We start from the raw sequence: 14,474 nt of genomic DNA, 5'->3' as shown, positions 1-14,474 counted from the left end.
GGACACGCTTCCTAGCGGTTGAAATGATCGTATATCTGTTGGGCCATTGCCGTCGAGATGCCGGGGATGGCGGCGAGGTCCGACAGAGCGGCACGCGATACGGCCTTGGCCGAGCCGAAATGCTGCAGAAGCGCGCGCTTGCGGGTCGGGCCGATGCCTTCGATCTCATCGAGCGGGTTCTTGACCATCTCCTTCTTGCGCCGCGCGCGGTGGGTGCCGATGGCGAAGCGGTGGGCCTCGTCGCGCAAGCGCTGGACGTAGTAGAGCACCGGATCGCGCGCGGGCAGCATAAAGGGCTCGCGGCCTTCCATAAAGAAGGTTTCGCGCCCGGCATTGCGCTCCTCGCCCTTGGCGATGCCGATGACGGTGACGTCGCGGGGAAGGTTCATTTCCGCAAGCACGGCCTTGACCGCGTTTGTCTGGCCCGCGCCGCCGTCGATCAAGAGCACGTCGGGCCAGTCGGGCATGCCGGTGGCCTCGTCCTCCGCGTCCACCTCGCTTTCGCTCGCGAGGCGGGTGAAGCGCCGGGTGAGGACTTCGCGCATCATGCCGAAATCGTCGCCGGGGGTGAGGTCTTTGGATTTGATGTTGAAGGTGCGGTAGTGCTTTTTCGAAAGGCCTTCGGTGCCCGCGACGATCATGCCGCCGACGGCGTTCGTGCCCTGGATGTGGGAGTTGTCGTAGACCTCGATGCGGCGGGGAGGCTCTTCGAGGCCGAAGGTGTCGGCCATGGACTCGAGGAGCTTGCGCTGGCTGGCGGAATCCGAGAGGTGACGGCCGAGCGCTTCTTTGGCGTTCGAGAGCGCGTGTTCTACGAGCGCGCGCTTTTCGCCGCGCTTGGGCGTCTCGATCCTGACGGTGTGCCCGGCGCGGGTCGAGAGCGCTTCTTTGAGGATTTCGGCCTCGGTGAGATCGGTGGAGAGCAGGACGAGCTTTGGCGGGGTGCGGTTTTCGTAGAATTGCGCCATGAAGGCTTCAAGCACTTCGGTGTCGGTCATGTTCTCGTCGGCGCGGGGATAGAAGGCGTAGTTGCCCCAGTTCTGGTGTGCCCGGTAGAAGAAGACCTGGACGCAGAAATTGCCCGCTTCGTGGTGGATGGCGAAGACGTCGGCCTCGGCGACCGATTTCGCATTCATACCGCCGCCGCCCTGGATGAGCGCGAGCGCGGAGAGACGGTCGCGCAGGCGCGCAGCGGTTTCGAAGTCGAGCGCTTCGGCGGCGTCGTTCATTTCGCGCTGGAGTTGGTCCTGCACAGCCTTGGATTTGCCCGAGAGGAAGTCGCGGGCTTCGTTGGCGAGCTTCTGGTATTCGAGGATCGAGATCTCGCCAGTACACGGGGCAGCGCAGCGTTTGATCTGGAATTGCAGGCACGGGCGGGTGCGGCCGGCGTAGAAGCTGTCGGAACAGTTGCGCAGGAGGAATGCCTTCTGCAGTGCCGTAACCGTGCGGTTGACGGCGACGGCGGAGGCGAAGGGGCCGAAATAATGGCCCTTCTTGCGGCGGGTGCCACGGTGCTTGGCGAGTTCGGGGGCCTCGTGCTCGGTGGCGATGACGATGTATGGAAAGGTCTTGTCGTCGCGCAGCAGGACGTTGAAGCGCGGGCGGAGGCGCTTGATGAGGTTGGCTTCGAGCAGGAGCGCGGCGCTTTCGGTTTCGGTGCGCACGAACTCCATCGAGCGGGTGGCCGAGATCATGCGGCCGATGCGGACCGAATTGCCCTCATAGCGCGTGTAGTTGGTGACGCGAGCCTTGAGGTTTCTCGCCTTGCCGACGTAGATCACCGTGCCGGCCTCGTCGAGCATGCGGTAGACGCCGGGGCCGGTGGGGAGCGTCTTGACGAAACGCTTGATGGTATCAATGCCGGTGGTGGAGAAGTCTTCGGTCATTGCTTGCGCGGCGTGGGGGCGTTCTTTGGCGCCCAGGCGAGGTGTTCGCCGCCGTCGAGGGCGAGCATCTGGCCCGTCAGCGAGGGGAGCGCCAGGAGGGAGATGACACCTTCGGCGATCTCTTCGGGGGTGGGGCCGGCTTCCAGCGGGAGGCTGGCGGTGAGGGCTTTGAAATCGTCCTCGGACTGGTGGACGCTCTTTAACGTCGGGCCGGGGCCTATGGCGTTGACGCGGATCTTGGGGGCCAGGGACTGGGCCAAAGTGCGGGTGGCGGTGGAGAGGACGCTTTTGGAGAGCGTGTAGGAAAAGAAGTCGGGCGTCGGGTGGAGGACGCGCTCGTCGATTATGTTGACGATGTTCCCCGTTATATCGCCGGGGAGCTGGGCGGCGAAGTCTCTTGCCAGAAAGAGCGGGGCTTCGGCGTGGACGGCCATGTGGAGGTCCCAGAGATCCTCGTGGAGGGTATCCACGCTGTCGGGTTCGAAGACGCTGGCGTTGTTGACGAGGACGGTGAGCGGGCCGAAGGGTTCGGCGGCGGCGGCGATCAGGCCCATGCGGTCCTCGCGTTTGGCGAGGTCGGCGTGGACGGTTTCGGCCCGGCCGCCGTCGGCGCGGATGGCGTCGGCGAGCTGATCGGCCTTTTCACCCGATGAGCGGTAGTGGATGACGACCGGGTGGCCCTCGGCGGCGAGGCGCGCGGCGATGGCGGCGCCGATGCGGTCGGCCGCGCCGGTGATCAATGCCGTGCCCTGCATGAGTCGCCTCTTTCTGCCTAGAATATCTCCTTGAGAGATAGGCAGATTGGGGCCTCGGCGCAACTGCGGTTAGCGGCGCAAGGCCGCCACGATCCACATGATTGCGCCCGCAGCCAAGGCCGCGACGCCCAGGGGGGCGACGGTGAGGCTCAGGAGCGCCGGCACGAGCGCGTCGGCGCTCGGGGCGAATATGCCCATGGCGACGGCAGGAAGGGCGCCGACCGCCAGTAACAGCAGGCCAAGCTGGAGGAAGGCTATGGCCCAGCGGCCCAGGGTCATGGTGTTTTCCCTTTATTCGGAACGGACCGGATCAGGTTATCGTACCGAATATGACCACAGGCTGAACATACCACACGCCACCGGGGCGGAGATAAGTCCGCCGGGTCTTGCGCCGCCGCGGCGCCATGCGCATGTTGAACGCACTGAGCAATTCGTGCGGGAGAACGGCGTGATCTTCATGCTTTATGCGGCACTGGCGCTGGTGGCGGTGACCGTGATCGGCAATCTGATGCTTGCCAGATGGAACGCCGAGCGGCGGGAAAAGCGGATCGGGGAGCGTGTGGACGCGTATCTTACGAGCCTCGAGCGCGAGGGCGTGCCCGAACCGCTCGAGCCGATGAGCGCTCAAGAGCGGCGCGACACGCTGATCAGCGCGGGGCACCGGGTGCGCGTTGAAAGCGACAAGCGGTTCTACGTGGTGACGATCGGGGCCATCCTGGGGTTCTTCGTGGCGCTCGGGTTCGCTATCGAGGGTGCGGGAACGCGGGATTTCGTCATCACGCTGGCGATCGCGGCGGTGGCGCTCTACGGGGTGCATGCGTTTCTCTACCGGACCTTCCGGGCCAGGATGGCGGCGCAGGGGATCGATATCGAGCGCCTGAAGATCGAATAGAGCCTTTTTGGCTTTTCCCCGCATTGCTGAATCGCTCCGGGTCTCCTGGAAACGCTCCGGCTATTTCAGCCCGAGGATCGCGCCTCCGAGGTAGACCAGAACCCCGGCGCCGATGAGCAGCAGGGGGACGACGATCATGGCGGAAACGAGGACACCCGAGCCGGCCGGCAGGTGGAGGTGCGCCTGGGAGAAGCCCGCGGCGGTCATGCGCTCCAAAGCGGCGAGGCCGGCGCCGGCGACCATCAATCCGGATGCGAGTTTGACATAGGACTTCATGGGCTGCGTTCCCTTTAATGCGACGCGAAGACATTAGCATGTCGGTGCGGGGCGGGGATAAATCAATCGCCTCTTTCACCCAGAGCACGAAAAAACCCCACGCCGGAGCGTGGGGTGGAGGTCAGTGAGGCGGCGATCAGCGGCTGGAGCCGCCGATGCAGAAGTGGCCGTTGGGGCCGTTGAAGCAGACATTGCCCGAGACGTCGGCGTCGTCATTCCAGCGCCAGTGCGGCGGGCGATTGCCCCAATGGGGCGGGCGCGGGTTCCAGTGCGGCGGACGCACGACGACCGGGGGCCGCACGACGACCGGCGGGCGGATGACGATGGGCGGGTTGGGCCGGTAGTACCCGGCTTCGCGCAGATAGTTGGCCGAGACCCAACCGGAGGGGTCGCGGTCGTATTGGTGGATGAAGCACCAGCCGCTGCGGCAATATTCGACGTCAACGCGTTCCCCCGCGTAGAGGGCGTCGAGCACGCGATAATTGGTGCCGGGTCCCGCGCGGACGTTGAGCGACGTCACCGCGCTCGCCTGCCAGGCGAACGCACCTGCGGTCATCACCATCACCATGACGGCGGCCAGCCCGCTCCTTAATGCAGTCTTGCGAAAAGCCATCTCGCTTCTCCCTGATGTGTTGCGGGCGGCGGTTTCGTGCCGTCCTTATGCGGTAATAAAGCGGATCGTGGCTGAACCGTTGCTGAACGGTTTGTTCTGTCTCACGGCGCGCACCGCAATGGTCATGACGCTGGTCGCTATGACCATTGCTGCGCCTGCGACGGCGCGGCGCAAACGTGCGCCGAGGTCCTCGCTTCGCTCGTCCGCGCGTACTGCCGCCTTTGCAATTGGGCACCGGGGAGGATTGGCGGGCATGCGGAAACCTCCGACGGCCATGGGCCTCGGGCTTTGGGGTGTGGACGGCATGCGGCGAGACGGGCCTCATTCCGTTTGTAGATATAAGCGAGGCTCGCCTCGCCGCATGCATCCGGGGTTTTTGGCTTGGCGTCCGCTCGGGCTAGGGCCAATCCCTGCCGCCTTTCGGCGGTTACCACAGGATCGCTGTGGCTGGCCACGGTGACGTTTGGGCCTCCGCTGGGGCGCCCCCCGTCGGACCCGGATCGGTCACGAGACCGGCAACGCGGCAGAGCCGCCCCGCCGGTCTCCCGCCAAGCGTACGTAGCGCTTGCGTCCATCTCAGCGGAACCGTGCGCACAGGATAACCGGGCCCGGTGGGACGGGGATAAGTTTTTCGCCAGTCATCGATCAGGACTGCGATTCTTGGTCTTTCGCGAGGCGCGGAGCTTCCTCACGCATGCCTTCGGCGAGCTCGGGATTGCTTGCAAGGATGATCTTGTAGAACTGCGTATGGAAGATGGAGTAGGCCTCTTCGGGGTCTTCGCCCTTGGCGATGGCCGCCATGCGGGCCTCAACGCCCTCTTCGATGCCCATCATGGTCAATTGCGCAAAACGGTAGAGCACGCTTTGCTGCTGTTCGCGCGTGATCTCTTCGTGCGCCGGCGGCTTGTCGTGGCCGTGCGTTGCCGCGTGCGCCTCAAGGACGGCGCGGGCCTCGCTGAGGGTCAGCGCGATCTCCGAGGCGGTGACGGGGCGGCCTTTGGGCAGGAAGGGGAGCGCGTCGGCCTCGACGGCTGAGTCGAGGTGCCGTCGCGTGTCGGCCAGAAGCGTGCGGACGAGCCTTACGGCTTGAGCCGACGCCTCGCCCGCGTTGCGGACCTTGGCCTGCGCGGTGAGATCGGCGTGGAGCGCGGTGTAGCGCGCGATGAGGTTCTGGTAGGCGATCCGGGGATCGGTTCTGCCGGGCATGATGCCCTCCTGTCGATGGGGCGCAGTTTGCGCCGGTTACGGACGACAGGAGAGGATACGGGAGGTTGGAGGGGCGGGGATAAGTTGGGCCGCTTCTCGATTCAACTAGTCGATCCATGGATCGTCGTAGCTTATCGCATTCTCAGGAAGGTCAAAGTTGGCTTGCACGTGTAGGTGGATATTGATTCGCGCAGCAACAGCCTTCGGAGATGTGTCGATGGAGTACGGTTCCTCCTCCGCTGTAGATTCGATCATGTAGCTCCCCCAGGTCTCGATAGCGTCATTCCAATGGTCGCTGTCCACTATCGCGTTGGCTGCATCCACAAAATCCCATTCTTCCTTCTTGCTCCGAGCCATCACCCACTGGCTGCGGGTTGCATAATCGATACGCGGTAGCGGATGTCCACCTCGATCATAAGATCTTGGCTTAGTGCTAGCCCAATCGCCATACGTCAGATTGGCTTCGTTATTCGCGGCGCGGACCCGATTGAAAACCTCGCGTGCTCCAATAGTACAGGTACCGAGTCCCTCGATATTGGCGAATGAACTGGGAAAATTAGAGGTGCTAGTCGAAAGGGGGACATTTGGATTGCGCTGTAGCACCTGCTCAACCGCAGAGCGAAGCCAAAATTCATGGGCCAGTGGATCATTTGCCCAGCCGGCATCGATAAATACAGCCAATTCGGAGTGTTCTATGTCCTCGAGGGCATTTAGCACGTTGCCATTAAGCCCTAGCGTTGGGTCATCGAAGCGAAACGCATATCCCCGGCCTAAATGCTCAGCCCAGTCGATCTGTTCTAGCAGATCACGTTCAGACACATCGTGCCGTAAGATCGGCATCGCCGTCTCTATAGTCTCTATTAGGGATTTCCAATCATCAATCCGGTTGTCCCCTTGGATCAAAGCGCGAAATTCGCGCTGCGCCCCGTTGCTAGAGTTCTGGCCAACGTAATACCGATCTAGATCGAGAAAGAACGGGCGGTTTCCATACGCTTGTTCGATCCGCTCGACCGACCTTTCTAAGCTATGAGAGCCAACCCAAGGCGCGAACAATACCACTGGCAAAATCCGCGACTTGTCCCCTTCTGCCAGTTCTTCAAGTCCGCGCATTTCACCCGGTCTTAGTGCGAGTGTAGGGCAGTAGCTGGCCTCTCTTATGCTCCGAAGCACTACTTAATTCCCAGTCTTATAGATAAGGCTTGTTTCGATACCTGAAACTCGGCGGCGAGTGCGGCAATAGTTTCCTCGTCGCGAGCATTGCCGAATTCCTGCCATCGTTCCAGCAATTTTCCTCTTGGCATAAGTATCTCTGCGGCGCCGCGATTAGCTTCTGCCTCCAAGGTGTCACTCAAGCGCGAACGGTAGAGGATGTCATCAGAGAGACCATTTCCTATCTTCTCTCGGTGGAGAAGATAGTGAGTAATCTCATGCGCGAGGGTAAAACGTTGACGTTCTCTCTTCTCGTGCCTGTTTATACGAATAAGATATCCCGATGGCGCAGTCTCGGATTTCTTGATTTCACCGGATATTCCGGGCTTGAGGGTTGCAAGTCTTACTTCGAGGCCGAGTTCCTCCGCAAGCGCTCCCAATCGAACCGGTTGCAAAGCTGCATGGCGAAGTACGATTTCTCTATCCGACGATGAAGCTGATCTGAGCGCGCTCATTCCTCCTCGTCCTCCTCCACCTGCTCCAGTGGATCTTCCCATCCGGCAGACTCGGAAATCCCAATATGGCGGTAAGTGATTTCCATCACTGTTTTGGTGGCTACACCATGAAGTTCACCGCCAACCTGAAGTGAGCGGCGAACCTCGTCGGTGGCTGTGCTTCTAGATACGATTCTGGCCTGCTTAACCATATTATTGAAGCCCCAGAAGGCCAATAAAGCGATAATAACCCCCAATACTGTTACCATTATTGATACAGATGTAAGCAGTATAGCCGCGAAATCGGCATAGCTCATTGCGTGTGATTTTCCTCCGGACGAGATGTCCACGAAACGTGACAGGAATATAGTGGAGGCTAGGAAACCTAGCATTAGGCCGGCGAACAAGCATGCAATAACGGCTGGTGCACGAAGGTCAGAGATAGTTTTTCTGGTGTTATCAGTTTGGGAGGTCATTGCCTGATGGGTCGAATTGCGTCATTTGAAAGCCATCGGTCGCGATCCTTAACAAGGCCGAATCAAAGCTTACCGCGAGGATAATTGTAAACCTATCCGTGATCCTCGGGAATAAGGCGACTGGCTGTCACAAGGTCTGGGACAATGCGCACCTACCCCCCAGGCCCCTCCAAAACCTCCATCTCCATCTCCCGCAACTTCTTGATCTCATCCCTCAACCTTGCCGCTTCCTCGAACTCGAGGTTCGTCGCGGCTTCCCTCATACGCGCTTCCATATCCTTGATCGTCGCCGCCAGATTTGCACCCACCGGGATCGTGTCCTTCCCGTCCTTGCCCGGTCTGATCTTCACCGAGACGTGGTCGCGTTCGTAGACCGAGTCCACGATATCGTTGATGCGGGCCTTCACACTCTGCGGCGTGATGCCGTGCTCCGCGTTGTAGGCGAGCTGTTTTTCGCGGCGGCGGTTGGTTTCCGCGAGGGCGCGGTCCATGGAGCCGGTGATATTATCCGCGTAGAGGATGACGCGGCCGTCGACGTTTCTCGCGGCGCGGCCGATGGTCTGGATGAGTGAGGTTTCCGAGCGGAGGAAGCCTTCCTTGTCGGCGTCGAGGATGGCGACGAGGCCGCACTCGGGGATGTCGAGGCCTTCGCGCAGCAGGTTGATGCCGACGAGGACGTCGAAGGCGCCCAGGCGCAGGTCGCGGATGATCTCGATGCGCTCGATGGTGTCGATGTCCGAGTGCATGTAGCGCACGCGCAGGCCCTGCTCGTGGAGGTATTCGGTCAAATCCTCGGCCATCTTCTTGGTGAGGACGGTCAGAAGCGTGCGGTAGCCGGCCTCGGCGGTCTTGCGGATTTCGTCGGTGACGTCGTCGACCTGGGTCTTGGCGGGGCGGATTTCGACGACGGGGTCGATCAGCCCGGTGGGGCGGATGACCTGTTCGGCGAAGACGCCGCCGGTCTGCTCGAGCTCCCACTGGCCGGGGGTGGCCGAGACGTAGACCGTCTGCGGGCGCATGGCGTTCCATTCCTCAAAGCGCAGGGGGCGGTTGTCCATGCAGCTGGGGAGGCGGAAGCCGTATTCGGCGAGGGTGGCCTTGCGGCGGAGGTCGCCGCGGTACATGGCGCCCAGCTGCCCGATGGTGACGTGGCTCTCGTCGACGAAGACGAGCGCGTCGTCGGGCAGGTATTCAAAGAGCGTGGGGGGCGGCTCGCCGGGCTTGCGGCCGGAGAAGTAGCGCGAATAGTTCTCGATGCCGGCGCACGAGCCGGTGGCTTCCATCATCTCGAGGTCGAAGCGGGTGCGCTGTTCGAGGCGCTGGGCCTCGAGGTAGCGGCCCATGCCGTTGAGTTCCTGCAGGCGCGCGGCGAGCTCCTTCTTGATCTCCTTGATGGCCGCGTTGAGCGTTGTGCGCGTGGTGACGTGGTGGGAGTTGGCGAAGACGCGGATATGCGTGAGCTCGGCGGCTTTCCTGCCGGTCAGGGGATCGAATTCGGCGATGGATTCGATCTCGTCGCCAAAGAGCGAGATGCGCCAGGCGGCGTCCTCATAGTGGGCGGGGAAGATCTCGATGGTGTCGCCGCGCACGCGGAAGGTGCCGCGCACGAAGCCGAGGTCGCCGCGCTTATACTGCAGGGCGACGAGTTCGTTCAGCAGCGCGCGCTGGTCGATCTTCTGGCCCTTCTGGAGGGCAATGGTCATCGTGGTGTAGTCCTCGACCGAGCCGATGCCGTAAATGCAGGAGACCGAGGCGATGATGATGACGTCGTCGCGCTCGAGGATCGCGCGGGTGGCCGAGTGGCGCATCCGGTCGATCTGCTCGTTGATGGTGGATTCCTTCTCGATATAGGTGTCGGTGCGCGGGACGTAGGCCTCGGGCTGGTAGTAGTCGTAGTAGGAGACGAAGTATTCCACCGCGTTGTCGGGGAAGAAGTTCTTGAATTCGCCGTAGAGCTGGGCGGCGAGGGTCTTGTTGTGGGCGAGGATCAAGGCCGGGCGGCCGGTCTTCGCGATCACCTGCGCCATGGTGTAGGTCTTGCCCGAGCCGGTGACGCCGAGAAGGACCTGGTCGGTCTCGCCATTGTTGGCGCCCTCGACGAGCTCGGCGATGGCGGTGGGCTGGTCGCCGGCGGGCTGGTATTCGGTCTTGAGCGTGAAGGGGATGCCGCCCTGGTCCTTGGGCGGACGGGCCGGGCGGTGGGGCTTCCACGGTTCGGCGCCCTCGACCTCCTTGCGGCCCTCGGAGATGATCTTTTCGAGCGCCTGGACGGTCGCGGTGACGCCCTGCGCGGTCGAGGAGACGGTCGCGGGGGTGTGGAAGCCCGCCTGCGGGGCTTCGGCGAAGCCGTCGAGGTTGGTGGGGCGCTCGACGGAGTTGGCCTTGGACTTGGGAGCCTTGAGGCTCATGCCCGTCGCTTCGCTCCGGGCACTTTTTTTACCCTCGCGCCGGGCGGGCTGGCCGGTGGCTTCGGAGCGCTTGCCCTTCGACGCTTTCTTCTCGGCCTTTTCCGCTTCCTTGGCGGCTTCGCGGTCGAGGCGGCGCTTGTTGCGCAGGCGTTCCTGCGGCAGCGGCCTGGCGATCTGTGCGTCCTCGGCCTTCTCGATCTCCTTGATGAAATCGTCGATGGAGAAGTCGGCCTTACCGGGGCGGCCGGCCGGGCGCTTGTTATCGTCCGCACTCATGGGGAACACCGTCGCTGTCGTCTGGAGTCGAGATATATAGGTAGCATCTCGGGAACGGAAAGGGAACGGGGGCTGCTGACAGATCGTGTCAGCAGTGGCGCGGGTTGACACGCGCGCGCGGGCGCGGGCTTTTGGACGTGTTCATCAAGGCATTGAAGGAGAGGCGGCATGCTCGTCCGGATCACCAAGGATTTTCCCGTTATCCATTCCGTCATCGGGCTTGTGGGGAATTTGCTGTTCTTTGTCGGCTCGATCCTGTTTTTCAAGGTGTTCGACGCATTCTACACGCTTGCGGTGTGGCTGTTCGTCATCGGATCGCTGTGCATGCTGATCGGGTCGATCGGGGAGGTGACGCGGAAATTCGTGGCGATCGAGGACGGGGAGATCACGCTTTAGGAACGCAAAAACGGCGCGCCGGAGGAGAGGCGCGCCGTTCCAGGGAGGAGGAAGGGTAAACGTATCAGGCGAATGCGCCGGTAAACGCCATGACGATGGTGATCATCGAAAGCATGACCGCGCCGGTCGCACCGGCAATGCTCATCTGGATCAAGGTACGGGCCATTATCGCCTCCTGCTGTTATTGTCGTTCGCACTGATCAACGGGACACGTGCCGAAAAGGTTTCGCCCGGTGACAATTTCGTGTTCTGTTTTCATCATGTGCGGTGACGGCTGAACGCGGGCTGAATGGGGTCTTCATGGTGAAACAGAGCATCGCGCATGTCGCGCTGGTGGTGCGGGACTACGACGAGGCGCTGGACTTTTTCGTCGGGACGCTTCGGTTCGATCTCGTCGAGGACACGTACCAGCCCGAGCAGGACAAGCGGTGGGTGGTGGTGCGGCCCAGGGGCAGCGCGGGCGCATCCGTGCTGCTGGCGCGGGCATCCAAGCCCGAACAGGAGGCGTTTATCGGCAATCAGGCCGGGGGGCGGGTGTTCCTGTTCTTGCAGACGGACGATTTCTGGCGCGATTACAACGCGATGGTGGCGAAGGGCATAAGTTTCGTGCGGGAGCCCAAGGCGGCGCCATACGGGACCGTCGCGGTGTTCGAGGACCTTTACGGGAATTACTGGGATCTGGTGGAGTTTTCGGACGGACGGTAGGCGCAGGCGGAAAGCCGCCCGCGCCGCTAACGTCATGCTGCGATATTCAGCCAGCCCGGCGCGATGGCCGTGCCGCGGCCCGTGAAGGCGAAACGGATGTTGAGCATACCGAGCGGCTCGAGGAGGCGCGCGGTGTCGAGTTTTCCGCTGTTTTCGGGGGCAAAGCCCGCTTTGCTGACAAGGTCTGCTACGGCTTCGACGGCGCTTTCGTCATCCCCGGCGAGATAGACGGGCACACCGGCGGTGGCCTCCGCCGGCGCGGCGAAGAGCTGAGCGAAGATCGTGTTGAACGCTTTTACGACGCGAGCGCCCGACGCAGCCGCCTGAATTTCCTCACTGGCGGACGTAGAATAGCCAAAGAGCAGGCCGGAAAAGTCCGGCGTGATCGGATTGGTGATGTCTACTACAATCTTGCCGTCGAGCGCCTCGGTGGAGGCAAGATCGCGGGCGTCGCCATAATGCATGGCGAGGACGATTATGTCTGCCCGTGCGATGGCGTCTTCGACGGATGCCGCCGTGACGCCGGGCAGTTCGCGTGCGAGGGCGGCGGCGGTTTCAATGCTGCGGGCTGCGACCACGAGGTCCGTTGTGCCGGCGAGGCGCCGTGCCAGGCCTTTGCCCATATTGCCCAGTCCGATAATTGCGGTGGTCATAGTCATGCTCCTTGGTGTGCGATTGCGATGACACCAAAATAGAGCTTTTCTATTCGTGCGATAATTGCTCTTATGCGTACAATATAATTGCGTGAAGCGTTTAAATGACCGATTTGACCGATTTGCGGACTTTTGTCGCGGTGGCCACGTCGGGGAGCTTTACCGCAGTCGCCAAACGGCTCGCGGTGTCTCCGGCGACCGTGGGGCGGCGGATCAGCGCGCTCGAAGCGCTCCATGCCACCAAGCTGATCGAGCGCACGACCCGGTCGCACAGGCTGACCGAGATGGGGCAGGCGTTTCTCGAAAAGGCGATCATCGTTGTTGAAGCCGCCGACGAACTGGACGACCTCTCACGATCCGAAGGCACCGTGCTATCCGGCAGGGTGCGGGTGAGTGGTCCGACGACGCTCGGGATCAAGCGGCTAAGCGGGCTGGTTGTGTCCTTCTCGGAGGAACAGCCGGGCGTCTCGGTTGAGTTGAGCCTGAGCGATCGCCATGTCGATCTTGTGCGAGAAGGGTTCGATTTTGCCGTACGGGTGGGAGAACTCAAATCGGCATCCCTGGTTGCGCGCCGGGTCGGCACGTACCGGTTCGTCTGCTGCGCGGCGCCGGAGTACATTGAGCGCCATGGCGCGCCCGAAACGCCCGATGCCCTCGTCGCGTCGCGGTGCATACTGAATCTCAACATCGTGCCGCGCAATCGCTGGCTCTTCATTGGAGCCGACGGGACGCCGTTTTCAGTGGAAGTGGGAGGCGGGGTCGAGATCGATAACGGCGAAGCGCAGCGCGCTGCCGCGCTGGCCGGCGGAGGGATCATCTACGCGCCGCGCGATCTGGTTGCGGACGATCTTGCGTCCGGCAGGCTGGTGCCGGTCCTGACGGACTGGGATTTGCTCAGCCTGCCCATCCACATCGTCTATCCGTCGCGCCGCTTCGTGCCCCGGCGGGTGCGGGCGCTTGCCGAGACTCTGGCAGCGCGGCTGAGGGAATAGTAGGCAGAGGCCGCCGCGCCGGGCGTTTGGCGCGGCGGCTGTTATAATCCGGTCAGGCCGCTGCCATGGCGGGGCGGGGGCGGATGCTTAGGGTGATGAAGAGGGCGGCGAGCAGGAGTATGGCCGTTGCGCTCGCCAGAACGTTGGGCGCGCCGCTGGTATCGTAGATGGCGCCGCCCGCCGCGGCACCCGAGGCGATTGCGAAATTGATGCTTGCGACGAGCAGCCCGCCGGCGGTCTCGGCCTCGTCGGGGGTCGTGCGGGCGAGCCAGCTCGACCAGGCGACCGGCACCGTGCCGAAGGCGAGGCCCCAGGCCGCGGCGAGAATGGCGGTGGGGAAAGCCATGGTGCCCGAAAGCAGCAGGCCCGCGCCGAGCACGGTCATCGTGAGCGGCGCCGCGATCAGCGTGAGGCGCAGGCTGCGCTCGACAAGGAAGCCGCCCAGAAAGGTTCCGGCGATGTTGGCGATCCCGAAACCGAGAAGGATAGCCGAAATCGTATTGATATCGACAAGGGTGACCGTCTCGAGGAAGGGTCGCAGATAGGTGAACAAGGCGAAGTGCCCGCCAAAGACCAGCGTCGCCGCCAAAAGGCCGAACGAAACGCTCGGACGCGCGAGGAGTACGCCGATGGTTTTGATGCTGGCCCGTCCGCGCGGGGGCATTTTGGGCAGGGTGGCGAATTGGACAACAAACGCCAGCAGGCCGAGCCCCGCGGCGAGGATGAACACGTTGCGCCAGCCGATGACCGCGCCGAGAAAGCTGCCGACGGGCGCCGCGAAAATCGTCGCGCCGGACACACCCGCAACGATGATCGACAGCGCGCGCGGCACGCTTTTTTCCGGGACGAGACGCATGGCAATGGCGGTGGACATGGTCCAGAACCCGCCGAGCGCGACACCCAGAAATACGCGGGCAATCAGGAGGATCGTCAGGTTCGGCGCAAAGGCGGCGAGCAGGTTCGACGCCACGAGCAGCGCCGACAGGGTCAACAAAACGTGCCGCCGGTCGATGTTGCGGATCACCGATGCGAGCAGCAGGCTTGTGAAGAATGCCACTACGGCGGTGGCGGTGACGGCCTGGCCGGCCATGCCTTCGGTGACGGCCAGATCGCCGGCCATGGGCGTGAGCAGGCTGGCAGGAAGGAATTCCGCCGTCACGAGGCCGAAAATACCCAGCCCCATGGAGACGACGGCGCCCCATGCGGGGGGCTGGCTGGCGGCGGCGCCGGTTTGTGACTCGTTCATCGCTTGCGTCCTTTCGTTAAGAGGAGGTCGAGCGCTACAGTTAGGCTGGAC

At 62.7% G+C, this 14,474-nt stretch carries 15 protein-coding genes and 1 pseudogene; 4 read left to right on the top strand and 12 right to left on the bottom strand.

Going from position 1 to position 14,474, the window contains the following annotated elements; translation table 11 throughout:
* Positions 1-11 precede the first annotated feature (11 nt).
* The 3 genes from uvrC to LSG43_RS10275 all read right to left on the bottom strand — a co-directional run bounded on the left by uvrC (position 12) and on the right by LSG43_RS10275 (position 2,920).
* A complete protein-coding gene (uvrC, locus tag LSG43_RS10285; RefSeq protein ID WP_231803771.1) occupies positions 12-1,886 on the bottom strand; it encodes an excinuclease ABC subunit UvrC in 1,875 nt (624 codons plus the stop codon).
* Positions 1,883-2,641, bottom strand: a complete 759-nt coding sequence (locus LSG43_RS10280) for an SDR family oxidoreductase (protein ID WP_231803769.1) — start codon at positions 2,639-2,641, stop codon at positions 1,883-1,885. The genes uvrC and LSG43_RS10280 overlap by 4 nt, the downstream gene beginning before the upstream one ends.
* A 69-nt stretch (positions 2,642-2,710) precedes the next feature.
* Positions 2,711-2,920 carry a hypothetical protein gene (locus tag LSG43_RS10275; RefSeq protein WP_231803767.1) on the bottom strand — a complete coding sequence of 70 codons (210 nt, stop codon included), beginning with the start codon at positions 2,918-2,920 and terminating at the stop codon, positions 2,711-2,713.
* Between the two features lie 169 nt (positions 2,921-3,089).
* Here LSG43_RS10275 and LSG43_RS10270 point away from each other — a divergent pair, with 169 nt between their 5' ends.
* Positions 3,090-3,533, top strand: coding sequence for a hypothetical protein (locus LSG43_RS10270; RefSeq protein ID WP_231803765.1), 444 nt, complete (start codon positions 3,090-3,092; stop codon positions 3,531-3,533).
* 60 nt (positions 3,534-3,593) lie between these two features.
* Here LSG43_RS10270 and LSG43_RS10265 read toward each other — a convergent pair whose 3' ends face one another.
* From LSG43_RS10265 to uvrB, 7 genes are all read right to left on the bottom strand, one after another.
* Positions 3,594-3,809 carry a hypothetical protein gene (locus LSG43_RS10265; RefSeq protein WP_231803763.1) on the bottom strand — a complete coding sequence of 72 codons (216 nt, stop codon included), beginning with the start codon at positions 3,807-3,809 and terminating at the stop codon, positions 3,594-3,596.
* A 136-nt stretch (positions 3,810-3,945) separates the two neighbouring features.
* Positions 3,946-4,422, bottom strand: coding sequence for an SH3 domain-containing protein (locus LSG43_RS10260; protein ID WP_231803761.1), 477 nt, complete (start codon positions 4,420-4,422; stop codon positions 3,946-3,948).
* A gap of 645 nt (positions 4,423-5,067) precedes the next feature.
* Positions 5,068-5,628 carry a hypothetical protein gene (locus LSG43_RS10255; RefSeq protein ID WP_231803759.1) on the bottom strand — a complete coding sequence of 187 codons (561 nt, stop codon included), beginning with the start codon at positions 5,626-5,628 and terminating at the stop codon, positions 5,068-5,070.
* 105 nt (positions 5,629-5,733) lie between these two features.
* Positions 5,734-6,798 carry a beta family protein gene (locus LSG43_RS10250; RefSeq protein WP_369412475.1) on the bottom strand — a complete coding sequence of 355 codons (1,065 nt, stop codon included), beginning with the start codon at positions 6,796-6,798 and terminating at the stop codon, positions 5,734-5,736.
* A complete protein-coding gene (locus LSG43_RS10245; protein ID WP_231803755.1) occupies positions 6,798-7,292 on the bottom strand; it encodes an ImmA/IrrE family metallo-endopeptidase in 495 nt (164 codons plus the stop codon). Before LSG43_RS10245 ends, LSG43_RS10250 begins: the two co-directional genes overlap by 1 nt.
* The gene (locus LSG43_RS10240) at positions 7,289-7,588 is read right to left on the bottom strand and encodes a hypothetical protein (RefSeq protein ID WP_231803753.1); all 300 of its coding nucleotides are present in this window, start codon (positions 7,586-7,588) and stop codon (positions 7,289-7,291) included. Before LSG43_RS10240 ends, LSG43_RS10245 begins: the two co-directional genes overlap by 4 nt.
* Positions 7,589-7,899: 311 nt before the next feature.
* Positions 7,900-10,431 (bottom strand): excinuclease ABC subunit UvrB, encoded by a 2,532-nt coding sequence (uvrB, locus tag LSG43_RS10235; protein WP_231803751.1) that lies wholly within the window; start codon positions 10,429-10,431, stop codon positions 7,900-7,902.
* A gap of 168 nt (positions 10,432-10,599) precedes the next feature.
* Between uvrB and LSG43_RS10230 the strand changes: the two genes are divergently transcribed.
* Together LSG43_RS10230 and LSG43_RS10225 are read left to right on the top strand one after the other, a co-directional pair.
* Positions 10,600-10,827, top strand: a complete 228-nt coding sequence (locus LSG43_RS10230; protein WP_231803749.1) for a YrhK family protein — start codon at positions 10,600-10,602, stop codon at positions 10,825-10,827.
* Between the two features lie 303 nt (positions 10,828-11,130).
* Entirely contained in the window at positions 11,131-11,532 is a 402-nt protein-coding gene (locus LSG43_RS10225; protein WP_231804658.1) for a VOC family protein, read from the top strand.
* Positions 11,533-11,564: 32 nt separating this feature from the next.
* Here the strand turns inward: LSG43_RS10225 and LSG43_RS10220 are convergent.
* Positions 11,565-12,209: pseudogene (locus LSG43_RS10220) on the bottom strand (NADPH-dependent F420 reductase); the annotation flags it as partial.
* An 80-nt stretch (positions 12,210-12,289) separates the two neighbouring features.
* Here LSG43_RS10220 and LSG43_RS10215 point away from each other — a divergent pair.
* A complete protein-coding gene (locus LSG43_RS10215) occupies positions 12,290-13,177 on the top strand; it encodes a LysR family transcriptional regulator (RefSeq protein ID WP_231803745.1) in 888 nt (295 codons plus the stop codon).
* Positions 13,178-13,229: 52 nt separating this feature from the next.
* Here LSG43_RS10215 and LSG43_RS10210 read toward each other — a convergent pair whose 3' ends face one another.
* On the bottom strand, positions 13,230-14,423 hold the full coding sequence (locus LSG43_RS10210; protein WP_231803743.1) for an MFS transporter: 1,194 nt from the start codon (positions 14,421-14,423) through the stop codon (positions 13,230-13,232).
* Positions 14,424-14,474: the final 51 nt, after the last annotated feature.

Source organism: Pelagibacterium xiamenense (genome assembly GCF_021166475.1).
Lineage (GTDB): Bacteria > Pseudomonadota > Alphaproteobacteria > Rhizobiales > Devosiaceae > Pelagibacterium > Pelagibacterium xiamenense.
This window is presented reverse-complemented; position numbering and strand designations above follow the sequence as displayed.